We start from the raw sequence: 26,262 nt of genomic DNA on the forward strand, positions 1-26,262 counted from the left end.
GTTGCTTGCTAGCGCACAAAAATTGTGCGCAGGGTCTCGTCGCAGCTGGCAGTTGCTTGCTAGCGCACAAAAATTGTGCGCAGGGTCCTAGTCGCAGCTGGCAGTTGCTTGCTAGCGCACAAAAATTGTGCGCAGGGTCTCGTCGCAGCTGGCAGTTGCTTGCTAGCGCACAAAAATTGTGCGCAGGGTCCTAGTCGCAGCTGGCAGTTGCTTGATAGCGCACAAAATTGTGCGCAGGGTCTCGTCGCAGCTGACAGTTGCTTGCTAGCGCACAAAAATTGAGCGCAAGGTCCTAGAGGCAGCTGACAGTTGCTTGATAGCGCACGATATCCCCAATTGGTTGTATAAGGTATTTATGATAATTAGTAATTAGTTAATCGACAGTCGAATTTGCCGAACTAATCTCAGCGTCCGCGCTGATAAATCTCGAATAGTACGAATTAACCTAACTAAATCGCCTAAATTCAACCACACGTAGGGAAAACGGGCGAATAGTTCGGCAGAATCGAACTATTGGACTGCCGCCGAGGGAAAACCTAGATTTAGTTCGGCAGAATCCAACTAACGCCGGTTTCGCACCGACCTGGGGACGATCTGGACAACGTAAGTGCCAAAAGCAAGGAGCTAAGCGTGAAAATCGCTTAGCTCCTTTGTTTGTAATGCGCGTTAGAATCCTTAGTGTACTTCAACCTCAGCGAATTGCATGCGGTATGGCTGTCCGGCTTCCGTTGTGATTTGCCGAAGCGAAGTGCCTTCGACCTTGACATAACGGGCCGTCAGCGGCGTGAAAGAGAAGCTTTGCGCTAGGTGGTTCGGCATTGCGTAGCTTGTTTGTGTCACGACTGTCGTCCAAGGACCGCCTGCTGCAGACGCAACTTGAACAGTGAAGTTGAGGGGGAAGCCGGAACCAATATTTCCGAAATCACTGCGTGGATAGAGATCGACCCTTCCGACAGCGCGGTTTGTTCCCAAATCGAACGTAACAGACTCCGTATGATTAGACGTTAGGTTGTTGTTACTGGTCCAGCCCATTCGCCCAGGGACGGACTTTCGCAAGCCATCCTTCACTTTATCTGCTCCCCAATCCGCGTTTTCAATGGAGCTTGTAGCAGAAATTGATGCGCCCTTCGCAAAGTCAGGCGAAGCATAGATTTCTACTTCGGCGAGCTGCATGCGATAAGGCTGGCCAGCCTCCGTCGTCACTCTGCGCAGGTTCGTGCCTTCGACTTTGACATAACGCGCTGACACGGGTGTAAAGGCGAACCATTGGCCGGTATTGCTAGGCATGGCATAACCGGTTTTGGTGACAGCCGTCGTCCAAGGACCTCCCGGGTTGGTTGCCGTTTGGATCGTGAAATCGTTCGGGAACCCTTGCCCGACATTCCCAGCGTCGTTGCGAGGGAACAGGTTGACTTCGCCGACGGTCTGAGTGGCTCCGAGATCGAACGTAATCGACTCGTTGTGGTTGCTTCCTGTATTGCTGAAACTCGACCAACCTGCGGATTTGAAAATAACGGAATCGCGTTGATCGTCGTTCGTCTTCGACTTGCCCCAGCCATCTTTGGTGCTCTCGTAAGAGCTGGTTGCAGTGACGACTGCTTCCGCAGCCAAATTATCGTAAGGCACGAATCCGGCAGGAAGCGCGAATAGTCGCCCTTCACCTGGGTTAAGCGTCAGATTAAGTACGCCAGTCGTTGTGTTGTAACCTGGAACACTGACCTCCGCACCCGTTGTTTTGGATATTTCCGTCAAGGATGATGGTTTCGGACTGAAATTGAAATCAAGCGTTCGCGAGCTGCCATAATCCCGGTTCGTCAGCATCATATATTTCCGTCCAGCCGCGTTTGTAAAATAACCGATAATCATCGGTTGAGCGGGATCAGCAGGCTTGACGAAGAAATTGGCTGGTGGGGCAGTGGTGCCAGGCCATAACGAAGATCCTGAATGATAGACCCTTACGGAAGTCAAATCCTTCATAACGGTTCCGAGCTTCTGCATTTCAGCGCTTAGCGCTTGAACGTTTGCATAGCGGGAAAGCTTCGTCCCGTCGGAATCGACCGGACTGTTATAGAACGTTTCCCCCCAGAAGGTGTCCGGGCGCCAGTAAGTGAACCACCAAATCTTCTTGAAGCCGTAGGTGAGATACGTATACACGTTCCAGCGCATTTCGTTCAAGGAAGGCGAGCGCATGACTGTCGCGCCGGCAGCATTGCGGATTTCCATACTCTGCAGGAACCCACCGTAGAATGCGTCATGAGCAAGTGCTCGATCACGTATCATTTCTGCATTTTGAAAATAAGTAGATTCATCATATCCATTCCGGAATGGATAGTTGTCATGAATGACATAATTGGCACCGCTATATTCTAGCCAATCGTCCACGTAATTTTCATAATTCGAGCCCATATTATCCCGTGTGGTGTACATTCGGAAAAAGAAGTCGTAGGGCTTAACCACGCCGTTCTCGTAAGCCGTTCCGCCTGCATAGACGTCTGTGCTTGACCGGACGACCCACCCGACGGTGCCGTTGCCGCCCCCGTTATGGGTCAGCTCCATGTAATAGGTGCCGCCAGGCGTCACATTGGCATTTAACGTGAAATACCTGTAAAAGTCCCATCCATTCCCGGCGCCATTCCCGGTGAGAGACGCTTGCCCGATAAGCGTTGTTTTGGCGCTGCTGTTCCACAATTTTAACGTGAGCGTTTCGCTGGACGACCATTGCAAGGAATCGATGTTTAAGTCAATGCCGTGAACAAACGAAACACTTGCAGGAATCGTCACCGTCTGGCCGATGCTGTTCGCTGGCGTTACGAATGAGCCATCACCACTTGCCTTCGAGTTGGACAGCACAAGTTTGCCAGGAGGCGCTTCCGTTGGCGGGCCGTAGGAATAATAAGGCAGCAGATTCACGTAATAATCGAGATTCGGTGCAAAAGCTTTCGCCTCTCGGTAAGCGTTGGCGATTCCCTCCATTTCGTAAGCGTAAGGCTCGTCTTTGATATTTATGCCTTTCACTCGCGAGTCGTTCTTATATGGCGTCAAGATGCTTTGTAGCGAACTAATGTCGGCCGCCGTATACACGGTTTTACCTGTAATCGAGGAGTCGCTTAGAAATAGGTCTACGCCGTTCGCGGAGCTGTTCGCAATACCTGTTTCATTGGCTGCTTTGTTTAAAGTTTGACCGGACGGAATCCGTACACCAGTGGACACATCAATGTTGGCATCCGCAATGTTGCTCCAGTTCGCGTTCGTGTTGTAATCGCCACCGATATAAATTGGCGGCTGCCAGTAGCTGCCTACTTCAAATTTGCCGATACCCGAGGCGAGTGCACCTGTCGGCACCATGCCTGCTAGTAGCAAACAAACACCAACACCTAATCCAACCCGTTGTAAACCCCACCTTTTGGTTCCTTGCCTGTTAATCTTTTTACTTTTCCTCATCAACTCATCCCCCTCACTCAGATTTGTCAGGCACTTTTAGAAAGCGCTTAACTACGTCTAATCGTAGAGGATTCCAAGACTTCCGAGTAGGACGGAATATTCGGGAAAAGTCTCTTTTTTTCGGCAAAATGGTTAAGAACACGCCCAAGAAGGTATCTGATTATATTCATGGTAGTCACGGTGGATTATAATACAGGCATAGAAAGAATCGCAGCTGGGAGTGTTATAGGCATGGTTAAACGATTCCGCTGGCTCGCTTTTCGCGATCTCGGCATGGGTAAAAAACTAATCCTCATCTATATGCTTATGATTCTAGTGCCCATCGTCGTCGTTACACTTCTTGGGTTTCAACGCTATTACGACAATCTCAAAACTAAAATGGGTGATGTAAGTCTTCAATTGCTTGACCAAGTAGGCAGGAATATCGAGAACTATTTGCAGGAGATCGATCGCATTTCGCTTACTTTCTATTTAAATGAAGATGATGTGCGTGTCATTGCGGATCAAGGAGTTGACGAGAGCCCGGCGCACAAATATGAACAGAAAATATCCATTAACCGCACAATGAACGCCGTGATGAAAGCTTCTTTAAAAGATATTATGGGAGCCTATTTGTTTCAGGATGGCAAAGTTTACGCTCAGTACGGTTCAGGATTCTACGTCGATTACAGCAATTCGACCAAGGAACAATGGTTTACAGATGCGCTGAAGGGTGACGGCAAAGGGATTCTAATTCCGACTCATCGCATTGACATTGCCGGTGAACACGAGAAATACGCTTTATCGCTTGCTCGCAGTTTGATCAACATTAACAACCACGAATCGTTCGGGGTATTGATGTTAGACGTTGGTATCGACGGCATCGCGGATATTATGAACCAGACAGGCCATAGCAATGGCGAAACATTGTTTATTACAGACATGAATGGCCGCATTATCTACCACCCTGATCGGGCCTTATGGACGAAAGATTTCGAGATCGCGTTGCCGAAGGACAGGGACACCTTTTTTACCGACGTGAATGGCGAACAAACGATGGTCAATTACATTACTTCTTCTAAATACGGTTGGAAAATCGTGGGTACGTTCCCCGTCAGTGAGCTGACGAAGGATCTTAGTTTGCTGCGCAGCGTGCTCTGGACGTTGGCGGGTGGAACATTGCTCGTCTCGATCACCATTTCGACACTGCTTACGTCCCACATGTTTAAGCCGCTCACCCGGATTCGGCAATTGATGCGTCGTGTTGAGGAGGGCGACTACATGGTGCAGTACCGGTCCCCCTCAAACGATGAGATCGGTCAGGTCGGCCAGAGCTTCAACGTCATGGTTAAAAAAATAAATGAACTGGTCACCAACGTTCTTAGCATTAACATTTTGAAAAAAGAAGCCGACTTTAAGGCGTTGCAAAGCCAAATCAATCCCCATTTCCTCTATAATACGCTCGAGTCAATTAATATGAAGGCGGAGTTGAACGGGGATTACGAGGTAGCGGACATGATTTCCTTGCTAGGTAAACTTTTCCGTATGTCCGTTAACCAAAGTCTAGAGATGATTCCGATTTCGAAGGAAATGGCATTTATACAGGTGTATGTCAATTTGCAAAAGCTTCGCTATCCGAAGATGTCCATGGACATGGAGATTCCGGATGACGTGCTACGCTCCTGGTCGCTGCCCTGGATCATTCAGCCGCTCGTGGAGAATGCGATTATTCACGGACTCGCACCAAACAAAGGGGCAGGTCTTATTAAAATCGGTGGCCGGCGCGACGGCATTTACACCGTTATCACGGTAACCGATGAAGGCGTCGGTATGGATGCAGAGCGATTGCACCAAATTCGCAGCCAGCTGCTCATCGAAGCCTCCGTGTTGACGGAGCATATCGGCCTCAAGAACGTGCAAGACCGGATTCAAATCCAGCATGGCAAAGAATGCGGATTATCCATCGAGAGCACCCCCGGGGAAGGAACACGGATCGAAGTACGTTTAAAATACATCGACAAGGAGACTATCTAAGATGCCAACACTCATGATTGTTGATGATGAAGAGACGATTCGCCAAGGGCTTGCCCTCGCGATTCGGCGCCTTGCCCCCGGCTGGCATATCGTCTCCCAGGTGGAGGACGGATTGGAAGCAGTTCGCATGCTCGAGAAGGGGCAGCCAGATCTCATGATCGTCGACATCTCCATGCCGGGGATGAATGGTCTGGAATTAACCAGCTATGTAGGTGAGCATTATCCGGACGTATTCCAAATCGTACTATCCGGCCACGATAACTTCTCGTACGTGCAAAGCACCTTGCGCAGCGGGGTTGTCGACTACCTGCTGAAGCCCTTGGATCGCCAAGAGCTTGTAAGCGCCTTAGCTAAAGTGGAAGCGAGAATTGCACGCCGCAAGGAGTCGGAGCGGGAGCGCAGCTCTGGAAAGCGGATGCAGCTAGAGAAAGCTTTTCTAGATTGGCTATCCGACGAAGAAATTGATATGGAACTTTTTAGAGCAAGGCTGCGGGAAATCGGTTGGACAGTATCAGGCGGGCAGTTCGCTGTGATGGTGCTGTTGGGAACTGCTGAGTGCGAGTATCCGGATGCTGGGAAGCTGGACGAATTGCTGAACGGATTTTGGGCACAATTTAGCCAAATCAATCAATTCATCGGATTCGAAGCTGCAGCTCATCATTACGTGCTTTGCATGGAAGGCAGCGCAATGCCGATCGACGTGATGAGTGACTATTGGAAAGATAGGTTTAGCGTCGGTGTCAGCAGCTTATTCGATCAATTGGAGATGCTGCCTGAGGCTTATCGCAAGACGATGCAAGCCGCCTATGCCAAGAATGACAGCTTGTCTGGCAGCTTGGAGGCATGGCAGGAAACCGAAACGAACGAAAGGGAAGAGCGGCTGCTTGCCGCTATTTCGGAAGAAAATGCTGCCTTGACCAAAGCGTTGTTGCGGCAATGGCAGGAAGAACTTCTGAAGGCACCGAGCTATCATACTGGACTCGCCCAACTGAAGTTTTTCCGCTTTTATTCGCTTTTGGGTCAGTCTAGAGGCAAGGACGACTCGGCGCTGGGTCGTCGTATTAGACAAGAGGCACCTTGGCTGCTGGCGCGCATGGCTCCGCCGTTCTCTGCCAGGACGCTCGCTTCGACAATGGCCGAATTCCTTCGCCGAATCGATGGCTTGGCTTTGGATGAACATAAGCCTGATCATCGCAAAGTCGTACGTGAAGCCAAGGCCTACATTCAAATCCATTTCGCCGATCCCGAGCTCAATTTGGATCAGATCGCCCAGCATGTTTACTTGAACGCCAATTACTTAAGCGAGCTGTTCAAGCAAGTAACCGGCGACAATTTCATCGAATATGTAACCTCGACAAGAATGGCGGCAGCCAAGCAGCTGCTTCGAGAGACGCATCTGAAGACCTACGAAGTGGCAGAGAAAGTCGGTTACACGAGCGCCAAATACTTCAGTACGCTTTTCCGCAAACTGAATGGAGTCACGCCCTCAGAATACCGAGATCGCATATGAGAGGTAGTAGGACGGCACATTACACTACCTTCCGAAAAAAACGAACTAAACATGAGTTTTAAGTCATTTTGTGAGCGCTTTACTTTCGGCTACCATGAGGATGCAAGCTAAATCAACTACATAAATGGAGGTCAAAGAAATGAAAAAGTCGTTAACGTTTGTACTTATCCTCATGGTCGGTCTAATGACGATACTGTCCGCATGCGGAGGAAGTAACCAAAGCAGCACATCGAGTCCTGCCGCAAGTGCTACTGCGAAAGCAACCGATGGTAATGCTAAAGTTAAGCAGGTGGAGTTAAAAGTATCGGGCTTCAAATCCGGCTCAGAAATCGGAGCGATCCCGGAACTCAACGAAAAGTTCATGAAGGAAAACCCGGACATTAAAGTGACGTACGAAGGTATGCCTGGTGCACAGTACAGCGACTTCCTCAAGACGAGATTCGTAGCTGGTGACGCATCCGACGTTCTTATGCTTCATCCTGGGTCGGAAATCGCGAATTACGCGAAAGCCGGATATTTAAAGGATTTGAGCGGAGAAGCTTGGGTGAAAAATTTCAATGCCAGCGCGGTTGATGCCGCTTCTGCTGCCGGCAAAGTATACGGAACGCCTAATGATATGGTGATGCTTGGCGTTTACTATAACAAAGATATTTTCGCGAAGTTGGGCATTGCCGTGCCGACGGACTGGGAGCAATTCCTGAAAGCTTGTGACGCGATTAAAAAATCGGGGACTACGCCGATCGCGATCGGGAACAACGACGGCTGGATGACGTTGGCAGCGCTGTTCACGATGGCTCCAGCTATGATCTACGCCAATGATGCAGATTATGACACGAAGCTAAACGCTCGTACGCTGAAATTCTCCGGCACATGGGATGAGATGACGCAAAGCTGGTTTTCCCTGAACGACCAAGGCTACATCACGCCGAAGAGCACAGGGATCAGCCTTGATCAAGCACAAACGGATTTTGCGCAAGGCAAGGCAGCGATGTATATTGACGGCACTTGGTCGCTTGCCAGCATTAAAGGTAAGAATGCTTCGATTAACGCAGGAATGTTTGCCATGCCTTCGAACAAGCCTGGCAAAGACGTATGGGTATCAGCTGCCGTCGGAACAGTATGGGCAATTAATCAAAAAACAGAAAAAGCAGACGCAGCGAAACGTTACTTAGATTTCTGGTCGAAGGAAGAAAACTTGAACACATGGGCGCAAAGCGGTGGCGCGTTCCTTACATTGCAAGGCAAGAAAGGCAAATCGGACCCAGCGTTTGAACAAATCTCAAACGTGTTATCAACGGGCAAAGCATGGCGTTTCCTGAATCAAGCATGGGATCAGGACGGCGTCACAGAAATGATGAAGTCCGCGCAAGGCGTGTATCTCAGTGCTTTGACACCGAAACAAATGTTAAAAAACATGGACGATGCTTGGGACAAAGCCGCCAAGCTGCAGAAGTAAAGGATGTTAGGAATGAAGATCTTAACGTACCGGCATAAAGCTCATTTTGCATACGTGTTGTTCATGGCTCCAGCAATTCTCATTTATGGCCTCTTGTTTTTGGGGCCAGTTCTTAGCAGCTTCTATTATAGTCTGACCAATTGGAACGGTTTCACGTCCACGATGAACTTCATCGGCTTAAGAAATTACAAAGACATGCTAGGAGATGCGGCTTTCGTAGCCGCTCTCAAAAACACCGCTAAATTCGCTTTTTGGGTCGTTATCCTACAAAACGCAATGGCCATTCCCTTGGCCATTGCGTTGGATTCCGGCATCCGAAGCAAAAAAGTTCTGCGTGTGGTCTTCTTTGCACCAGCTGTTCTCAGTCCGCTTGTCGTCGGATATACGTGGCTTTATATTTTCGACCCGAACAACGGCTTATTGAATGCGCTCCTACGTGGAATCGGATTGTCCTCTTGGCAGCAAGTATGGCTTGGCGATCCGAAGTTCGCGTTGTTTGGCATCATCGTCATGGTCATTTGGCAATTTACAGGCTATTCCATGGTCATTTATTTGGCTAATCTTCAGTCGATTCCATCGGAGATTTACGAAGCTGCAGAAATCGATGGGGCGAGCGGCAAAAGTAAATTCCTGAACATCACGTTCCCGTTATTGGCTCCTGCGCTAACCATCAACATGCTGTTATCTACGATAGGCACGCTGAAAGCATTTGACCTGATCTACGTTACGACAAAAGGCGGCCCCTTCCATGCAACGGAGACGCTGACGATACTTGTATTTGACTCTGCTTTTAAAGAGAATAATTTCGGCTACGGCACAGCGATTGGGGTCGTCATGTTCGCGATCATTTTCATCGTGTCGCTCATCCAATTGACGGTTCTTCGTCGAAGAGAGGTGACGGGATGATGGCGAGCTCCTTGAAAAGGCGGATAGCGGGCTTCGGTATCGAGGTGTTGTGCCTTGCGCTGGCGCTTATCGTCGTCTATCCGCTCGTATTTATCGTATCGATGACGTTTAAGACAGCAGAGGAATCCGCGGGTTCCCCGTTTGCGCTACCTTCGAAATTGCATTTCGATTCTTATTTTAGAGCTTGGGACATGATGCATTTTCCGGTTGTTTTTCTGAACACACTGCTCATCACAGCCCTCTCCATTGCACTGTTAATTGTCATTGGGTCAATCGCCGCTTACCCGCTCGCGAGAAGGACGGAGAAGGCGTACGCCGCCGTGTACTTGTATTTCGTATCTGGCATCATGCTCCCTTTCCAGTTGGCTATGATACCACTGTACAAGCTCGTTAACTTTCTACATCTGGTCAATTCTTATCATGGCGCCATTCTGATCTACGTCGCGATCAACTTACCGTTCACGGTATTTGTTTATACTGGTTTTTTGAGAGGAACGCCTCGGGAGCTTGAAGAAGCCGCTTTAATCGACGGCTGCTCGATCTTCCGCAGCTACTGGACGACCGTATTTCCGCTCATGAAGCCCGCAACCGCTACGGTTACTGTGCTTACGGCGCTCGGTGTGTGGAACGACTTCATCGTGCCATTGCTTTTCTTAAGCGACCAAAAGTATCGTACAATTACGATCGAATTGTATACGTTTGTCGGTGAGCACGTGACGGATTGGACGCTGTTGTTCCCAGGGCTTGTCTTGTCTGCCACGCCACTTCTGATCCTCTATTTGTTTCTTCAGAAATTTATGATCAAGGGCATCGCTGCGGGCGCGGTTAAAGGTTGAGGTGAACATATAAGAGATGGATAACAAGATGACTAGGAACGCACAAGTATTCGATAAAGACTTATTTAGGAATCCCTCTTCTGAGTATCGGATGGCCCCTTTCTGGGCATGGAATGATGAAATGACGGAGGAACAAGTCGCCATACAGCTTCAACTCTTGCATGATAATGGCTTCGGAGGAGCGTTCGTTCATCCGAGACCAGGTCTCGTAAACGAATATTTATCCGAAGAATGGTTCAGTTTGTGGCGGTTCGCTCTAGAGCAAGCCAAAGAGCTTGGCATGAAGCTGTACATTTATGATGAAAATTCCTACCCTTCCGGGTTCGGAGGCGGGCATGTGGCTGCGCAGCATCCTGAAAACGCTGCTCGTGCGATTTCTTTGCGATTCGTTGAAGGGGAAGCATCGCCAGAGACGCTTTATCATCCTGCCTATGGAGCGGATTTCCCGCAACGGCCAGTGAAAATATATGCGTGTGAGCTCGAGGCGATAGGGAATGCAGCGGTGGAGCTTGGGACGGATCTGACCGAAGTGCCAGATGAAGAATGGGGAACGTATGGCAGCAATTTTGCCATATTGGAGTGGGAGAAGCCTGACCATTCGCCATGGATGGGCGGCTTCGCGTATCCAGACCTGCTGCGTGAAGAGACAGCGAAGCTGTTTTTACAATCGACCTATGAGCCTTACTTTGAAAAGTTCGGCGCGGATTTCGGCGGGGCCATTCCCGCCATCTTCACCGATGAGCCAGCAATCGCGCCGGGAAGCGTATTTCTCGAGCCATTGAATCGGCTGCCTTTTAGCTACCGACTGGCTCAAGAGTTCGAGGCTAGAAACGGTTACTCGCTGATCGACAATATGATTCTGCTGTTCGTAGATAGCAATGATAGCGGGTTGCCAGGACAGGGAATTCCAGCCGAGAAGGTGCGATACGATTATTATTGCACGCTCCGGGAGCTATGGGTTGAACGTTTCATTCAACCGGTATCCGAGTGGTGTGAGCATCGCGGTATTGCTTGGACGGGACATTATATGGAACATCTGTGGCCATATCCATGGGGGCAATGCTCTCCTGCGGTGATGTCACTTTATGAATACATGCAATGGCCTGCCATTGACATGCTGCTTACAAGGATGCTGAAGCAAGGCGGCACCGATCCGTTGATGGTTACGGTGAAAGAAGTCCAAAGCGCTGCGAACCAATTCGGCAAATCGAGGGTGTTGTGCGAAAGCTACGGCGCTGGCGGGTGGGATGCATCCTTCGATGATTTCAAGCGGATTGGCGATTGGCTTGCAGTGCACGGCATCGACTTTTTCACGCCGCATTTGACGTTCTCGACGATCGTCGGAGCGCGCAAACGGGATCATCCACAGTCCTTCGATTGGCGTCAGCCATGGTGGGAAGAGTTTAAGGTACTCGCGGATTATTTCGGCAGGCTATCGTATGCGATGGCGTCGGGATGCTTAGAGAATCGCATTCTCGTGCTTCACCCTACAACCTCTTGGTTTCTCGATTCGCCGTTAAACGCACAGGGCAATCTCATGTGGGAATGGGATCATGTGCCAGAGGGTGATCCGTTCCGGACGTATATCGATTTCCTAGAACAATTAACCGCACATCAGCTTGATTATGATCTTGGCGACGAATTCATCTTGGAGCGCCATGGTGAAGTGGCTCAAGATAAGCTTCAAGTCGCTCAATGCACCTATGACGCGGTCGTTATTCCAGCTGAAATGCGCCATATGAAATCTTCGACGTTAAAGCTGTTGGAAGCATTCGTCCATGCGGGCGGCAAGCTGCTAGTTGCTGGCGATCCCGTCCAGTGGATCGACGGAATGAAATCGAAGGCACCGCTGGCCCAGCTTGTCTCAGGCGCAGGTCTAGAAAAAATCGCGACATCGGAGGCATTGTGTCGTCGTCTGCGCGATGTTATTCCGCCACGTCTAGAGTGGCAGGGAGCTGACGCTGCTCCTAGCGGAGTTGCGCATTTGGTAAGGAAGCTTGATGATGGCGCCTCCTTGTATTTATTGACGAACGGAGGGCCAGCTGCAGTTACGGGTACCATTATGTTCGATGGTAAGTCGGTAGAAATTTTGGACCTGTTCAGCGGGGAGATGGTTCCACTTACGGCGCAGAGAATCGATAACGGACAACGATTATTGGCGGATGTTCGCATCGAGCCATCAGGGTCTTTGTTACTTCTGGTGCGGAACGAAGCAGCGGAGTCTGAGGATGTGGCGGAAGGGCTAGTCGCATTGGACGTCGATTCTAGCACGCCATATCGTGTGGAGACGCTGGATGTACCAATGGTGGTTCCGCTGGAACCTAACGCGTGGACGCTCGATTACTGCGACTTAGAGCTCGGGGGCCGGACGTACAAAGGTATACATGCGCTCGCCGCCTGCGAGCTGATCTATCGCCGGCACGGTTTCTACCGCAATCCGTGGGATCGCACGATCCAATACAAACGCGCTTATTTGGATCGCGCGAAGTTCGCGTCTGACAGCGGCTTTGCGGCTACGTTCTTTTTTGCTGCAGAGCCGGGAGGCGTGCCGGATTCCTTGCAGCTTGCCGTCGAACGCGGTACGAGTTACCGTCTGTTCGTCAACGGCCATCCCGTGGAGTGGAACGCAGATAGGCACCAGCTCGATCACCACCTGAATATGGCGGAAATCGGAAGCTGCGTGAGGGAAGGCACGAATGAGATCCGGCTTGAAGCCTGTCCGTTCCATCTGCTGCTCGAGCTAGAGCCGATCTACTTGTTCGGCGATTTCCAGCTCGGCATCTGCGAGGGTGCTTTCCAGATGCAAGCATCCGGGAAACAGCAGCTTGCCATGGGTTCCCTAGCGAAGCAGGGATATCCTTTCTATGGCGGCGGGATACGTTACCGTTATCTCGTGAATGCATCTTTTGAAACTACACGGATGACCGTCCTGAGAATGAGGGAGTGGTACGGGACAGTAGGCAAAGTCGAATGCAACGGTCATGAAGTCGGGTTTATTGGCATCGGCAACGGACAGGAGATCGATCTCTCTGAGTACTTGTCTGATGGAGATAACGAACTGGACATCATCATCATCGGCTCGCTCAAAAACGTGCTTGGCCCGCATCATGATGCCGATACTCCCCGTAACTCCGCATGGCCAATCATGTGGAAGAAGGCGCCTCGTTATGGGCCTCCGCCAGCAGAGCGATTCGACTTTATCGATTATGGGATGTTTGGGGCGCCGGAGCTATTGCGGCGTTAAAGGTAAGGTTGGTTATTTAAACAAAGGGCTTGTTCTAAGTTATATTTATAACTTGGACCAAGCCCCTTTATGTCTTTAGAAGGTCTCACTGATATAATGACGAGAATTCAACGAATCAGCATATTTCTTGGGTGACAATCCTTCCGTTTTTTTGAACTGCTTGCTGAAGTAAAAAAGATCGCCGATCCCGACCTGGTCGGCGATTTCTTCGATCGTGAACTTGTTCAGCCTAAGCAATCTTTTGGCTTCTTCCATCCTTAAACGTAATAAGTACTGCGAGACAGATTGCCCAGTTGCCTGCTTAAATAAAGTGCCGAAATATTTAGGGGACAAGTTAGCCCTTGCGGCTAATTCAGGTAAGTCGATTTTTTTCTTATACTGCTGCTGCATGAATTGAATGGCATCCAACATCATATCGGCATGGGAATGATCGATCCATATGCCTTCTTTCGTTGTGAGCTCCTGATGGATAAGACCCAATAAACGCAAAATGGAAGACTTCAGCCAGATTTGCGAATCTGACCTTGATTCTTGGAAATGATAGGTTAACTCTCTGAAAGCATCGTGAAACGGATGGAGACGTTGAGGCACCAGTTGTTCCGGGATTTCCAAATCAACGAATTCTGCATTCGGTCTAGTTTGCAGCCATTTTGCATCGGGGATTCTCTCGTCATGTTTTCGGTCTAAATAGACGGAATAAGGGGAGAAATCCACGGCATCGCCTAGAAACATATAGTCAAAGTGAACAGCGAAGCAATGCAGCGGTTCTTGGTCAGACACGTGCATCTCGTTTAATTTATGAGGACGAATATACAGCAAGCTGCCCTGTTCCATCGCATATTCATTGCTTTCGATTCTAAGTCGGCCTGAACCGCTAACGACATAGATAAACTCGTGATCATAAATATATCTTTCCTGGAGATGGCTTCCTTGCGGAATAACGACTTCGTGCACGAATCTAACGTAAGGGGATAATGTTTTGTAGTCCACCCGATATGCGTTTGCCATTCCTATCAACCCCAGGTTTTCGATTTTCTATAGACTAATCATATCAACATTGGTGCGTTTCTCATAATGTTTTCTTGATTTTTACGAGTCTTTTTCACATTCGACTTTTTTACAAAAAGTTCCGAAGTCTCTTCATTCTTTCCCTCTTCATCCCCTTGTAGAATGAGACTATACCACCACCAAGGAGGAAATAACAATGCGTGTACACACACCAATTACAGCTGAACATATTTCATTTTATCGGGAGAATGGCTTCGTTAAAGTGGAGAACATGCTGACAACCGAAGAGCTGGAACAGCTTCGTGAATATCTGGAGGAGGCCATGCAGGCGGACAGCGATCGTTCGGTTAAAACGGACAAACAGGGCGGTTTATACTACCGAGTATTGAACCAGAAAGTAAATACGTGGAGAGATCACGCCGGCATGGGGAAATTCAGCTTTCATGAAAGATTTGCTGAATCTGCTTTGGCATTGACGGGAGCTAATGAAATTCGATTTTTCCATGATCATGGACTGTGGAAAATGCCGGGCGATTCCAAGCCGACGCCCTGGCACCAAGATACGCCTTACTGGCCGATCAATGAAGCCGAGAAGGGGATGATGTCCATCTGGATCGCTTTGGACGACGTAAACGAGCAAAACGGCTGCATGGCTTTTGTACCAAAGTCGCATAAAGTTGGGAAATTAACCACTATTGATTTAGCAAGTCCTCAAGATATATTCGAGTACGTGGAAGGCGGGCAATTGGATGATCAGAAACCCGTTGTCGTACCGTTGAAAGCGGGCAGTTGCACTTTTCACAATGGCTTAACTTTCCACTATGCCCATAAGAACGAGACGGACAGACCAAGACGAGCTTTAGCCATTATCTATATGCCTGACGGTATCACATTTAGCGGCAAATCCCATACCGTTACGAACGGGTTAAATCTGGAGAAAGACCAGCCTGTCAAAGGTCCCCTGTTCCCGTTATTGGTCAAACGCGATACCTAATACCGAAAAGCCAGGAGGATTTGAAGCTCCATATTGAGCTTCCTGCGAATATGACAGCTCTGGTTTATCTCCCTAATTTACAAGGTTCGCGAGTAAAGGAGTCAGGTATTTTGATACATGATGTCGGTGGTGTAGCCATTGTTGGGGAAAAAAAATGCTAAAATACACTTATTTTCGGCGAAACGGCCAAATATAGAGGAATAAGTGCAAAAGTGCAACCTTTTGGAACGAAAAGGTGCCCAGATGAGGAGTGCGGGCAGAAATAGTTGCACTTTCGCACGCATTTCAGATCGAGAGATCAATGCGATAGAGAAGGTTGCACATTTGCACTTTTGACGTCAAAAGAGGGTCCCTCTGCCGCATATTCGGCTTGTGAGGCACCCTTTTTTTATTCATAGTTGCAATTATAACGCGAAAACCTTCACACCATAAGGAGCAATCTCCAGCTCCCCGACACCAACCTGTTCACCCTCCAACAAGTCTTCCATCTCTTTCAGCAGATTGGCTTTGACTGTTTTGTCGGTGTAGTTCAAGATAAAGGCAAACCGACGATCCTGTTTCACGCGGATAGCAACCTCCACCTCAGGCGGCAGCTTCGCCCAACCTGCCGTAGCGGGCTGCAGCCCAAGGCGGCGGATCAAGGCATCCGCTACTTCGCGGCTGAACGCAGCCCCGAAATAATAGGCTTCACCGCTGCCATAAGGGTTGCGGGTAAGCGCCGGTTTGCCTGCATAATAGTCGCCGTCAAACACGGCTAGTGTCTGTACACTGCCGCTCTCCGGCAGCAGAATGTCGTTGAACAGACGCGCAGGCGTACTGGCTTCATTTCCGCCATCGATCCAGCGCATGTTAGGTGTCGCTGCTTCCTTCACGATGAGCGTAAAGTCTTCGACCGTCACGCCACACAGCTCCGCGACGACACCAGGGAATGGTGTCATACGGCAATGGCCGCGTTGATCCTTATAACCGGAGCGGGCTCCGAAAATAAGCTTGCCTCCTGCGGATACATATTGCTTAAGCAGCTCAGCCGTTTCCTCCGACATAATGGCTGGATGCGGGTAGATGAGTACTTTATAACGAGTAAGGTCATCTAGGATAGTCTTGTTCTGTACATATAAATAATCGTAAGGAATATGGCTGAACTGCAGCGCTTTCCCCCAGCTGTATTCACTCTCGCTTGTTAGAGGACCATGATAGAGGTCAAGTTCCCCATCCCACTCATTGTCATAATCATGCAGAATGGCCACTTCCGCTGTGAAACGAGATCCAGCAATGACCTCTCCGATTTTCCCCAATTCCTGGCCAATTGTTGCGGCTTCGGCAACCCTTCGGTTAGGACGATTATGGTAATCATTGATCCCATGCCAATAAATTTCAGTGCCAAAAGTTGCCGTTCGCCATCTGAAGAACAGAACCATATCCGCCCCGTGAGCAACCGACTGATAAGTCCACAATCGCATTTGGCCCGGTTTAGGTGCAGGTTGTCCCATCCGGTTCACCCAACCGCCAGGGCCTGATTGCTGTTCCATGATGCAGAAAGTAGGGGAGATCGAACGTACCTTGGTGAGTTGATTGGAATTGCTGCGGTCCATGAGCGGATTCTCGCGATCGGCATCGCTCCAAATGGTTGAGAAGTTCGGATACGAGTCGAAAGAAAAGAAATCCAGCAGTTCATCCGTCATGGCATGGCTATCTAAATGACCAAACATGCCGTTGGTTGTGATCCACTGATTTGGCGCTAGCTGACGCAGGATGTCTGCCTGCAAACGAGCGAAGGATATCGTGTTATCCGAGATAAATCGCTTTTCGTCCAGTGCTTGATGAGGGTTAGCGGATTTACTAGGCGCAGGGCGAGTTAAGTGCACCTGCTCCCAGTCCGAATAGCTCTGATTCCAGAAGACGGCTCCCCATGCCTGATTCAAAGCGTCCAAGGTACCGTACTTCTCCTGTACCCATTTCCGAAACGCGGCATGATCTGCCTCCGCATAGAAGACATTTACCTCGCAGTTAAGCTCGTTGTCAATTTGCCAGCCTACGACGCCAGGGTAGTTCGCATAATGAGTTGCCATAGCTTCGGTAATTTTCGCACAATATTCGCGATAAACAGGGCTGCTGTAATTATAGTGACGTCTCACCCCGTGCTGAAACTGCACGCCTTCATAGGTAGCATTCAGAATTTCTGGGTATTTATAGCTCATCCAAGCGGGTGGGGTTGCCGTCGGAGTGCCGAGAATGACCTTCAGTCCATGTTCGTGAGCCAGGTCAATTGCGCGGTCGAACAAATCAAAGGCATAAACCCCTTCTTTAGGTTCAAAAATATTCCATGCAAACTCACCCATTCGCACGATGGTAAAGCCAATTTCCCGCATTCTCCTATAATCATCTGCCCATAGTTGCTCCGCCCAATGCTCAGGATAGTAGCACACGCCTAGATCAAATTTGTCTCCCGGAATGGTCTTTTCCATAAGTAACAACATCCTCGTTTCTATTGACATAGTAATTTATTGTTATTTAAAATCCTTTATGTACTCATTATATTTCTTTATAATATTATGTATATATTAACATTTTGCACCATGTATCAGATTCTTGCGTTTTGGAGGACATATGAAAATCCACTATGTATTACCGGAGCCTATGTACAAACACTACACGGTGTATCCGGATATGATTGGTCAATATGCGGAATTCCCCGAACATCAGGAGCGGCGGTTTAAGGGGCAGCTGCAACAAGCCAATTTGCATATCGTGCTAAGCGGTAAAGGCTATATTAAAGTGAACGGGAAGGAATTCTGTCTGGAAGCAGGACAGGGCTTCTATTACGGGGCGGGTCTCGAGCAGGAGTATCGAGCAGATCCGAATGATCCTTGGCAAGTATTCTGGGTACACCTTGCAGGTGAGGGACTCGACAGGCTGTTGAACGATCAAGGCACTTCAGCTGTGTGGTTGTTTACGTATGGTGATTTACCCAAGCTCCAACAACTGACCGAGGGCTTACTGGAGCTAGCATCCCCTATTGATCGGAACGAGGTGCAATTGGCTGTAAAGCTCTATGAACTGCTTGCTGAGCTTGCCTTACGTGCGGAGACACATGGAACAGCAACCATACTGGATAAGCGAGCACGGATGAGAGAAGTTGCGGAGTATATTCGTACGCACTGCACGAAGCCGCTAGCGCTTCTGCTAATGGCCGAGCAGGCAGGCTTCAGTACCTATTATTTTAGTCGGATGTTTCACGAGGTGATGGGGCGGACTCCGATGGAGTGGCTATTTGAATGTCGTCTTGTTGTAGCCAAGCAACTGCTCATGTCTACCGAATGGACCATTAAGCAAGTGGCCGAGCATATCGGCTTTTCCCAGAGCAGCTACTTTATTGCGCGCTTCCGTGAGCATATCGGATTGACTCCACAGGAGTATCGGCGGTTGTATAACACGTAATAAGTAGCAAAGTATGGGATAATCAACGTCACCATTTGATGAATGCGCTTTCATTGACTGCCAAAGTCAAATAAGCAAGAATTAAAGGCGAATCTACGTTTTACATTCGATAGAGAACGGCGTAAGATTCATTACGACAAGTTGATTTATTGTAAAATTAAACCACTTAATTCCCATTAGGGAAACGGGGGAACCAATCGAAGCCGTATAAGCAACAGATGGCTTCATGGGGTGAATCCTGATGCTCGCAAGCATTAGGTAGGACGCTCTCAAGTCCGAATCCGACAGCTAACCTCGTAGTGCATTGAGAGAGAACCGCACACTCGCCTTCTTATGTAAAGAAGCCCGAGCGTAGAGATTCTCTATGCTTAGGGCTTCTTTTTGCTTGCTTTTAACCTTATAAATTTGAGGAGGCCTTTCCATGCATGCCATTGAAATCAATAATTTGACCAAAACCTATGGGAATGCAAGAGGCATAACCGATGTTAGTTTTACGATCGAAGAAGGGGAGATTTTTGGGTTTATTGGACCGAATGGGGCTGGGAAATCAACCACGATTCGAACGCTGCTGTCTCTAATTTTTCCAACAAGCGGCAGTGCTAAGATTTTCGGGAAAGACTGCATCCAGTTTGCGCCAGAAATTAAGAAGGAAATCGGCTATTTACCGTCCGAAGTTTTTTATTATGACAACATGAAAGTGATCGACCTACTCAAGTATTCGGCCAGCTTTTACAAGAAAGATTGCACCAAAAGAATCAAAGAGCTTGCTGAGATCATGGATCTAGACGTTACGAAGAAGATTGATGATCTGTCTTTGGGAAACAAGAAGAAAGTGGGCATCGTTCAAGGGCTTCTCCACGATCCTAAGCTCATTATCCTGGATGAACCGACAAGTGGACTGGATCCGCTCATGCAGCAGAAGTTTTTCGAATTGCTCGAACAACAGAATAAAAGGGGAGCTACGATTCTTTTTTCCTCTCACATCTTGAGTGAAGTGCAAAGACTATGTGATCGAGTCGCGATTATTAAGGAAGGCAGGATTGTGACGGTTGAGAAGATCAGCACGTTAAAAGAAAACAATTTTAAGCGTTTTAAAATTGATACTGCGCAAACACTCGACCCTAATTTTTTCAAAATGACCGGGGTCAACAACATTGATGTCCAAGGACAGACAACCAGCTTCTTATTTAAAGGCAACATTAATCAAGTGATGCGAAAAATTGCTGAGATTGAAATTGATAATTTGTGGATCGAAGAGCCTGATCTAGAGGAGATCTTTATGCACTACTATGAGAAGGAGGCGTAAAGAGGGATGAATATATTTCTTCATGAATTGAGAGCTTATCGGAAATCCACGATCACGTGGACGTGCTCCTTAATTGCTGTCATCGTCTTATTCTTATCCCTTTTTCCTTCCGTCTCTAAGGATTTTGCTGAATTTTCTTCCGTTCTAGAGGGGTATCCCGAAGGGGTCAGGAAAGCGCTGGGTATTGAAATCGAGACCTTTGGTACCTTACTTGGATTCTATATGTATATCTTTATGTACATTACGCTTTGCGGAGCCATTCAAGCCATGGTTCTGGGAACGTCGATACTCTCCAAGGAAGTTCGTGAGAAAACAGCAGACTTTCTTCTTACGAAACCCGTAACACGTACGAAAATATTGACTTCCAAGCTATTAGCGGCAGTCGCTTCATTAGTGATCACGAGTGTGATCTATATAATTGCAGCCTATCTGATGGCGCTTCAAGTAAAAACGGTTGATTTCGACGTGAACGTATTTCTATTGATTTCATTCACATTACTGTTTATCCAGCTGATGTTTCTGGCGATAGGATTCATCGTTTCAGTCGTGTTTTCTAAAATAAAAGCCGTCTTATCCGTCAGTCTTGGTACGGTGTTTGCCTTTTTCGTGATCGGGATGATCGTTGCTGTAGATGGGGAGGGAGCCAAACGTTATTTCTCGCCATTTAAATACTTCAACGGGAAATACATGCTTGCGCATGCCAGCTATGAAGCATCTTATGTCATTGCAGCCATCGCGATTATCGGCGTTTCGATTGCGGCCAGCTACTTCATCTACACGAAAAAGGATGTTCATGCCGTATAACATGAGGGTGAAAGGAGGGGACAGCATTTGAATATTTTCTGGCGAGAAATGAAGACATTTCGAAAATCGATGATTTTTTGGAGCCTAGGACTCATTTTTCTAGTAGTAAGTGGCATGAACAAGTATCAAGCAACGGCAGCGAACGGTCAGATTAATGATCTGATGGCAGAAATGCCGAAGTCCCTCCAGGTTATTATGGGAGCAGGCGCGTTGGATTTATCGAAGGCTAGCGGCTATTTCGGTATCCTGGTGCTCTATTTCCTTTTGATGGCAACGATACATGCGACTATGCTTGGTGCTAATATCATCGCGAAAGAGGAGCGGGACAAGACGGCGGAGTTTTTATTCGTGAAGCCTTTATCCAGACATGGAATCATCACGTATAAACTGTTAAGCGCTTTAGTGAACATTCTTATTTTTAATCTCGTGTCATGGATTTCGAGTCTGTTGATTGTAGGGGCTTACAGCAAAGGGGAGGCCGTAAATGGGGATATCACCATCGTCATGGTGGGTATGTTTATTCTACAGCTGATCTACCTGGTCATTGGAACTTCCATTGCAGCCGTTTATAAAAATGCCAAAAAGGCAGCCTCTTTGTCAACAGGCATCATGCTCTTCACGTTCATATTATCGATTGCCATTGACTTCAACGATAAGCTGACATTCTTGAAATATGTAACTCCATTTAAATATTATGAAGCGAAAAATGTCATGTATGGCGGTGGATTCGATGCCGTGTATGTCCTGATTTCTACAATCGTAATTGTAGGACTTACGATTGTCACGTACGTCTCCTTTAAAAGAAGAGATTTGCACGTATAGTGAGATTCTGCCTAGGACTTCTATTTAACGTGCTTATTTGTAGTAAAAAAACCACTCCCGATAAAATGGAGTGGTTTTTTTTAGGACTACTATTCTACTCCAAGCCGATCTACGTTTAATTCGTTGGCTTCTGGAGCTGTTTTTTGTGTTCTCTCGCTAGAAGTCACTCCCACAATTTGCCCAGGTTATCCAGCATCACTCTGGTGCCGTGTTCGCGCTGAGCCGGTGAATCGTGGCCGTCTAGGAAGACGCCTTGTTCAGTGAAAATCAACTTCGTACCAGCGCCCTCTGACTTGAACTCGACGGTTGTCACGGAAATCGACATCCGCTTATCGTCCATATCCAACGTGTAGGCATATACAATACGCTCGTTCGGTACAATGTCATGGTACCGGGCATCGAAGGTGAATATCGGTCCGTCGGGAGGACCTCCTTGACTTCTTTCCGCACCGCCGACACGGAAGTCGAATTCATCCGGTTTCGAAAACCATTGCTCTTTCAGCTTGGGATCCGCCCAAGTGGCAAAAACTCGTTCCGGTGAGGCTTTATACACCCGTTCGATGACGAAGGTGTTGTGTACAGCTAATCGTTCGTTCATGCATGTCAGCTCCCTTGATTTGGATCGTCAGAATGTCCGTCTAGGAGCTCGCCAAGCAGATCCAACCGGCGTTCCCACGTCATCTGACGTTCAATGATATATTTTTCATGGCTCTTCTTCATCATTTCCAGTAATTTCGTAAAATCATCTACCGTCACAGGTTGTTTCAACTGCATTAGATTGGACACGTACTCCAATTCGGCCAACAGATTCTGCTCCATCCGAATGTTTTCTTTCAGACGGGCGATTTGCAGCGAGACGATCTCCAGTGGACTGAATTGCTCGCCAGTTAATACGGACTTCACTTCATCCAGCGATAAGCCGAGCTCTTTTAACGATAAAATTTGCTGCAGCCGCGACAGATCCGCTTGGTTGTACAGCCTGTGACCCGAATCGGAATGCGCCGAAGGTGAGAACAAGTCAATTTGGTCGTAAAACCGCAATGTACGTACCGTAAGTCCCGTAAGCTTAGCAAGCTCTCCCACTTTCCAAAGTTGCTTCATGATCATCTCCTTTTTGCTGCGCGAGCTGTTTACCGGTAACTATACTATAAAACATGACGTAACGTCAGGTTCAAGTAGTTAGGTCATTTTTTTATTGTGTCAAAGAACCATTTATCGGAAAGGATTTCGTTGATAGGTGTGGAACCCTCTAGTTATGACTAATTGAGAGTGGGAGTGTAGCCGCATGGCAAGAGAACGTTTAAGACCTATTTACAACGCTGGTGAATCGCTGCTGAAGGATATTCAAAGAACGAATGTTCCTGAAGGCGCGGCAGCAATATGGAGTTTGGGTCAGGCCGGAGTACTGATCAAAGGCGGCAGTTCTGACGAAATCATTTGTGTAGACCCGTACTTAAGTTATTCTATTGAATTGGAAAATCCAGATACCGAATTTAAGCGGGAAATTCCCCCTCCACTCTCTCCACAGGAGCTGGACGTAGACACGGTATTGATCACGCATTTTCATGGCGATCACTTGGATTTGACTACGATAAGAGGTGTTTCACAGGCTCATCCGGAGACGGATTTCGTCGTTCCAGCGTCACATGTGTATATGCTGCAAGACATTGAGCTGGACGTGCGCCGCATCATACCTGCCAAGCAGGAGCAAGTGATTTCCAAAAAGGGAGTAACCATTACGCCAGTAGCGGGAGCGCACACAGCGTATGAGACGGATCAGCATGGTAATCAGTATTATTTGGGTTATTTTATTGAAATCAACGGAGTGCGAATTTTCCATACAGGAGATACCATTGTCAAGCCGGAGCTAATCGAGCAGGCCAAGAAATTCCAGCCTCACATATCGCTGCTGCCGATTAACGGAGGGGATTATGCGCGAACCTCAAGGGGGATTGTGGGCAACATGAACTTCCGTGAAGCGGCGGACTTCGGCGTTGAGATCGGTACGGATCTTCTCGTTCCTATCCATTTCGATATGTTCTCCAATAATACTGATAATCCGTCCTACTTTGTCGATTATTTGTTTCACACGTATCCTGCGCAAAAATTTCATATGATGACGGCTGGAGAGCGATTGATCTATTTTAAATGATAGGCAAGATTAGTAAGTAGATTAAAACAAAACTTTATCTTGTATACCCTCCAAAACCACCCTATTATGTAAGGGGATGAAATAGTAAAAATTTACATTCCATTTAATTGTGGGCCAAGGGGAAATGAATCATGTTAGAAAAAGCGGATGTTAACAGTATCATCAATACTCTTCATGAAGAAGGCATAATTGATAACAAGGTAATTGCAACTCATACTAAGACCGGATCAACGGATGGTATTGTTTATTTTCTTTCAGAGCATGAAGAACCAAACTACGTTCTGAAAATTGACCATCCACTTCAAATCGCTTTGACCGAACAATTTCTAAGAACTTATCGGCATTTGAAACTTTTGCCCAAAATTCTCTATACTGATCCTGAAAAAGGGTACATCGTGTATACCTACATTGCAGGTACAACTCATTATAATCGTGGATTAAAAATAAATTGGCTGACCATCTTGGTGAAAGAACTTTTCAATCATTACGAAAAATATGTACGAACGGACCAATGGGGAAGGCTTGGATCTCCGATTCAATCTTGGCGTGAATGGAACTACCGTAGTTTGGTGGATACGAGAAATGATTGGGGAGGCCTTTTATCCATTGAGGATTACAATAGAGTGGAGTCAATATGTCAGAACATATCGGAGAACGAAGATCAAAAAGTAAGATATATGCTACATGGGGATACGGGTGTGCATAATTTTGTTTTTGATGAACGCTCAGTAGTTGGCGTTATCGATCCATCACCGATGATTGGTCCTATGCTGTATGATTTCACTTATGCTTTTTGCTCTTCTCCAGATGATTTGAACCTAGAAACTTTACAAGCAGCCTTTGATTTACTCCAACATGAGCCGATTGAAAAATCCAGGTTGATAGAAGAAGTCATCTTTCAACTGTATTGTCGAATTGGCATCTGTATACGATTGCATCCGCATGATTTAGAGGATTACTTAAAAGCTTGGGAATATTGGAAGTCGGTGCAACGGAACCACTAATGTGAATGCGGCAGTCCAAGATGATGGGATGGCTCAAATTTGGCCGAAGAGGGAGGTCTCCGACAAAAAGGTATCGGGGATAACAGAGGAAGAAATACGAGCCTGGTACGTCCCAGCAGCTGCTCGTTCAATCACATCGGGAGCATTAGCTGAAGAACAAATTGCAAGACTTATCTCAATGATTCGAGAAAAACTAAGTATTTCCTAATAGTAATCCCTATTTACTTTTACCTTAGGTTAAGGTTTATTTAACGAGGGAGGATTGATTACACGTAATGAAAATCAAAGATTTAGCAGCAAAACTGAACATTTCTCCAAGAGCAATTCGCTTTTATGAAGAAAAGGGGCTTATCTCTCCAAACAAACAAGAACACAATTTATATAGAACATTTACTGAAAAAGAAGTATGGCGTTTACAAACAATTATTTCGCTTAGAGAAGCTGGAATGTCCATTGAAGATATTAAAAAAGCATTACCAAAAGTTCAAGACGAAGATAAGGAACAACTTAAATATTATTTAGAGATACAACGTTCTGTCATCTTTTCGCAATGGCTGGAGTTAAAACAAATTATTGAAACAACGGATACGATGATTGACCTTTTAACACATAGAAACGAACTTCCTTTAGATGATATTTTTTTACTTGCTGAGGGGTCAAAAAGACTTAGGGAAATCAGGAAAACTTGGAGTGATAAGTGGAATTTCGATGATCAAGCAAGTACCCATGACGAACGTGTATTTAATAATGAGAACGAATATAAGGACTATGAGGAAGCCCTCGATATAACTTTGAAATGGGTTGCGCCAAAGGTTGGAGAAAGAGGGTTAGACATTGGTACAGGAACTGGTAATTTAGCAGGAAAGTTTCTGGACAAGGGAATACAAATGGCTGGTATTGACCAATCGATAGAAATGTTGAAACAATGCCAACTTAAGCATCCACAAATGGATCTTAAACTCGGTAATTTTCTTGCTATTCCTTACTTGGATGGGCAATTTGATTTTATTGTGACAAGCTTTGCTTTACACCATATATCAGATGATCAAAAGATATTGGCTCTTGACGAAATGCGTCGTGTATTAAAGCCACACGGAAGAATCTGTATTACGGATCTGATGTTCGAAAATGAAGCCCAGAAAGAACTGTATCTAACAGATTTGAGCCAACAAGGGAAAACAGATGTCATCCAAAGTATTCAAAATGATTATTACGCAATAACGTCCACATTACTGAATTGGTTTGACGAAAACGCTTATATCACTAAACATAGACAACTAAACGACTTGCTTTATATTGTTTATGCAGTTCCAATTAGATAAATAAAC

General features: G+C 47.2%; 20 protein-coding genes and 1 riboswitch. Of the genes, 15 read left to right on the forward strand and 5 right to left on the reverse strand.

Annotation, left to right across the window (positions count from 1 at the left end):
* The coding region (locus AC58QO_RS21850) for a hypothetical protein (protein ID WP_497269201.1) at positions 1–194 on the forward strand (194 nt) is incomplete at its 5' end.
* A 481-nt stretch (positions 195–675) separates the two neighbouring features.
* On the opposite strand, the gene AC58QO_RS21855 is transcribed toward AC58QO_RS21850, so the two are convergent.
* Positions 676–3,441, reverse strand: coding sequence for a discoidin domain-containing protein (locus tag AC58QO_RS21855; RefSeq protein WP_497269203.1), 2,766 nt, complete (start codon positions 3,439–3,441; stop codon positions 676–678).
* 231 nt (positions 3,442–3,672) lie between these two features.
* Between AC58QO_RS21855 and AC58QO_RS21860 the strand changes: the two genes are divergently transcribed.
* The 6 genes from AC58QO_RS21860 (at position 3,673) to AC58QO_RS21885 (ending at position 13,406) form a co-directional block, all read left to right on the forward strand.
* Entirely contained in the window at positions 3,673–5,454 is a 1,782-nt protein-coding gene (locus AC58QO_RS21860) for a cache domain-containing sensor histidine kinase (RefSeq protein ID WP_497269205.1), read from the forward strand.
* 1 nt (position 5,455) lies between these two features.
* Positions 5,456–6,964 carry a response regulator gene (locus AC58QO_RS21865; protein WP_497269206.1) on the forward strand — a complete coding sequence of 503 codons (1,509 nt, stop codon included), beginning with the start codon at positions 5,456–5,458 and terminating at the stop codon, positions 6,962–6,964.
* 139 nt (positions 6,965–7,103) lie between these two features.
* Positions 7,104–8,420, forward strand: coding sequence for an ABC transporter substrate-binding protein (locus AC58QO_RS21870; protein ID WP_497269208.1), 1,317 nt, complete (start codon positions 7,104–7,106; stop codon positions 8,418–8,420).
* 12 nt (positions 8,421–8,432) lie between these two features.
* A complete protein-coding gene (locus AC58QO_RS21875) occupies positions 8,433–9,326 on the forward strand; it encodes a carbohydrate ABC transporter permease (protein WP_497269210.1) in 894 nt (297 codons plus the stop codon).
* Positions 9,323–10,162 (forward strand): carbohydrate ABC transporter permease, encoded by an 840-nt coding sequence (locus AC58QO_RS21880; protein WP_497269212.1) that lies wholly within the window; start codon positions 9,323–9,325, stop codon positions 10,160–10,162. The genes AC58QO_RS21875 and AC58QO_RS21880 overlap by 4 nt, the downstream gene beginning before the upstream one ends.
* Positions 10,163–10,178: 16 nt before the next feature.
* Complete coding sequence (locus AC58QO_RS21885; RefSeq protein WP_497269213.1) at positions 10,179–13,406, forward strand: glycosyl hydrolase; 3,228 nt, start codon at positions 10,179–10,181, stop codon at positions 13,404–13,406.
* A gap of 75 nt (positions 13,407–13,481) precedes the next feature.
* Here the strand turns inward: AC58QO_RS21885 and AC58QO_RS21890 are convergent, their stop codons facing one another.
* Entirely contained in the window at positions 13,482–14,414 is a 933-nt protein-coding gene (locus AC58QO_RS21890) for an AraC family transcriptional regulator (RefSeq protein WP_497269215.1), read from the reverse strand.
* Positions 14,415–14,610: 196 nt separating this feature from the next.
* Between AC58QO_RS21890 and AC58QO_RS21895 the strand changes: the two genes are divergently transcribed.
* Positions 14,611–15,408, forward strand: coding sequence for a phytanoyl-CoA dioxygenase family protein (locus AC58QO_RS21895; RefSeq protein ID WP_497269216.1), 798 nt, complete (start codon positions 14,611–14,613; stop codon positions 15,406–15,408).
* Positions 15,409–15,812: 404 nt separating this feature from the next.
* Here AC58QO_RS21895 and AC58QO_RS21900 read toward each other — a convergent pair whose 3' ends face one another.
* A complete protein-coding gene (locus AC58QO_RS21900; protein WP_497269218.1) occupies positions 15,813–17,873 on the reverse strand; it encodes a beta-galactosidase in 2,061 nt (686 codons plus the stop codon).
* A gap of 142 nt (positions 17,874–18,015) precedes the next feature.
* On the opposite strand from AC58QO_RS21900, the gene AC58QO_RS21905 reads away from it, so the two are divergent.
* From AC58QO_RS21905 to AC58QO_RS21920, 4 genes are all read left to right on the forward strand, one after another.
* Positions 18,016–18,846, forward strand: coding sequence for an AraC family transcriptional regulator (locus AC58QO_RS21905; RefSeq protein WP_497269220.1), 831 nt, complete (start codon positions 18,016–18,018; stop codon positions 18,844–18,846).
* Between the two features lie 153 nt (positions 18,847–18,999).
* A riboswitch (cyclic di-AMP (ydaO/yuaA leader) is annotated at positions 19,000–19,164 on the forward strand.
* Between the two features lie 103 nt (positions 19,165–19,267).
* Positions 19,268–20,152, forward strand: coding sequence for an ABC transporter ATP-binding protein (locus AC58QO_RS21910; RefSeq protein WP_497269222.1), 885 nt, complete (start codon positions 19,268–19,270; stop codon positions 20,150–20,152).
* A 6-nt stretch (positions 20,153–20,158) separates the two neighbouring features.
* On the forward strand, positions 20,159–20,956 hold the full coding sequence (locus AC58QO_RS21915; protein ID WP_497269224.1) for an ABC transporter permease subunit: 798 nt from the start codon (positions 20,159–20,161) through the stop codon (positions 20,954–20,956).
* A 27-nt stretch (positions 20,957–20,983) separates the two neighbouring features.
* The gene (locus AC58QO_RS21920; RefSeq protein WP_497269225.1) at positions 20,984–21,778 is read left to right on the forward strand and encodes an ABC transporter permease subunit; all 795 of its coding nucleotides are present in this window, start codon (positions 20,984–20,986) and stop codon (positions 21,776–21,778) included.
* A gap of 163 nt (positions 21,779–21,941) precedes the next feature.
* On the opposite strand, the gene AC58QO_RS21925 is transcribed toward AC58QO_RS21920, so the two are convergent.
* Together AC58QO_RS21925 and AC58QO_RS21930 are read right to left on the reverse strand one after the other, a co-directional pair.
* Complete coding sequence (locus AC58QO_RS21925; RefSeq protein ID WP_497269226.1) at positions 21,942–22,376, reverse strand: SRPBCC family protein; 435 nt, start codon at positions 22,374–22,376, stop codon at positions 21,942–21,944.
* Positions 22,377–22,381: 5 nt separating this feature from the next.
* Positions 22,382–22,879 carry a MerR family transcriptional regulator gene (locus AC58QO_RS21930; protein ID WP_497269228.1) on the reverse strand — a complete coding sequence of 166 codons (498 nt, stop codon included), beginning with the start codon at positions 22,877–22,879 and terminating at the stop codon, positions 22,382–22,384.
* A gap of 184 nt (positions 22,880–23,063) precedes the next feature.
* Between AC58QO_RS21930 and AC58QO_RS21935 the strand changes: the two genes are divergently transcribed.
* The 3 genes from AC58QO_RS21935 to AC58QO_RS21945 all read left to right on the forward strand — a co-directional run bounded on the left by AC58QO_RS21935 (position 23,064) and on the right by AC58QO_RS21945 (position 26,256).
* Entirely contained in the window at positions 23,064–23,930 is an 867-nt protein-coding gene (locus AC58QO_RS21935; RefSeq protein WP_497269230.1) for an MBL fold metallo-hydrolase, read from the forward strand.
* Positions 23,931–24,061: 131 nt separating this feature from the next.
* Positions 24,062–24,934, forward strand: coding sequence for a phosphotransferase (locus tag AC58QO_RS21940; RefSeq protein WP_497269232.1), 873 nt, complete (start codon positions 24,062–24,064; stop codon positions 24,932–24,934).
* Positions 24,935–25,209: 275 nt separating this feature from the next.
* Entirely contained in the window at positions 25,210–26,256 is a 1,047-nt protein-coding gene (locus AC58QO_RS21945) for a MerR family transcriptional regulator (RefSeq protein WP_497269234.1), read from the forward strand.
* Positions 26,257–26,262 lie beyond the last annotated feature (6 nt).

It is taken from the genome of Paenibacillus sp. J31R30, from assembly GCF_059692115.1.

Bases quoted from the DNA above. Each gene is read 5' to 3' on its own strand.
- AC58QO_RS21855 (WP_497269203.1), bottom strand. From the start codon at position 3,441: ATGAGGAAAAGTAAAAAGATTAACAGGCAAGGAACCAAAAGGTGGGGT.
- AC58QO_RS21860 (WP_497269205.1), top strand. From the start codon at position 3,673: ATGGTTAAACGATTCCGCTGGCTCGCTTTTCGCGATCTCGGCATGGGT.
- AC58QO_RS21865 (WP_497269206.1), top strand. From the start codon at position 5,456: ATGCCAACACTCATGATTGTTGATGATGAAGAGACGATTCGCCAAGGG.
- AC58QO_RS21870 (WP_497269208.1), top strand. From the start codon at position 7,104: ATGAAAAAGTCGTTAACGTTTGTACTTATCCTCATGGTCGGTCTAATG.
- AC58QO_RS21875 (WP_497269210.1), top strand. From the start codon at position 8,433: ATGAAGATCTTAACGTACCGGCATAAAGCTCATTTTGCATACGTGTTG.
- AC58QO_RS21880 (WP_497269212.1), top strand. From the start codon at position 9,323: ATGATGGCGAGCTCCTTGAAAAGGCGGATAGCGGGCTTCGGTATCGAG.
- AC58QO_RS21885 (WP_497269213.1), top strand. From the start codon at position 10,179: ATGGATAACAAGATGACTAGGAACGCACAAGTATTCGATAAAGACTTA.
- AC58QO_RS21890 (WP_497269215.1), bottom strand. From the start codon at position 14,414: ATGGCAAACGCATATCGGGTGGACTACAAAACATTATCCCCTTACGTT.
- AC58QO_RS21895 (WP_497269216.1), top strand. From the start codon at position 14,611: ATGCGTGTACACACACCAATTACAGCTGAACATATTTCATTTTATCGG.
- AC58QO_RS21900 (WP_497269218.1), bottom strand. From the start codon at position 17,873: ATGGAAAAGACCATTCCGGGAGACAAATTTGATCTAGGCGTGTGCTAC.
- AC58QO_RS21905 (WP_497269220.1), top strand. From the start codon at position 18,016: ATGAAAATCCACTATGTATTACCGGAGCCTATGTACAAACACTACACG.
- AC58QO_RS21910 (WP_497269222.1), top strand. From the start codon at position 19,268: ATGCATGCCATTGAAATCAATAATTTGACCAAAACCTATGGGAATGCA.
- AC58QO_RS21915 (WP_497269224.1), top strand. From the start codon at position 20,159: ATGAATATATTTCTTCATGAATTGAGAGCTTATCGGAAATCCACGATC.
- AC58QO_RS21925 (WP_497269226.1), bottom strand. From the start codon at position 22,376: ATGAACGAACGATTAGCTGTACACAACACCTTCGTCATCGAACGGGTG.
- AC58QO_RS21930 (WP_497269228.1), bottom strand. From the start codon at position 22,879: ATGAAGCAACTTTGGAAAGTGGGAGAGCTTGCTAAGCTTACGGGACTT.
- AC58QO_RS21935 (WP_497269230.1), top strand. From the start codon at position 23,064: ATGGCAAGAGAACGTTTAAGACCTATTTACAACGCTGGTGAATCGCTG.
- AC58QO_RS21940 (WP_497269232.1), top strand. From the start codon at position 24,062: ATGTTAGAAAAAGCGGATGTTAACAGTATCATCAATACTCTTCATGAA.
- AC58QO_RS21945 (WP_497269234.1), top strand. From the start codon at position 25,210: ATGAAAATCAAAGATTTAGCAGCAAAACTGAACATTTCTCCAAGAGCA.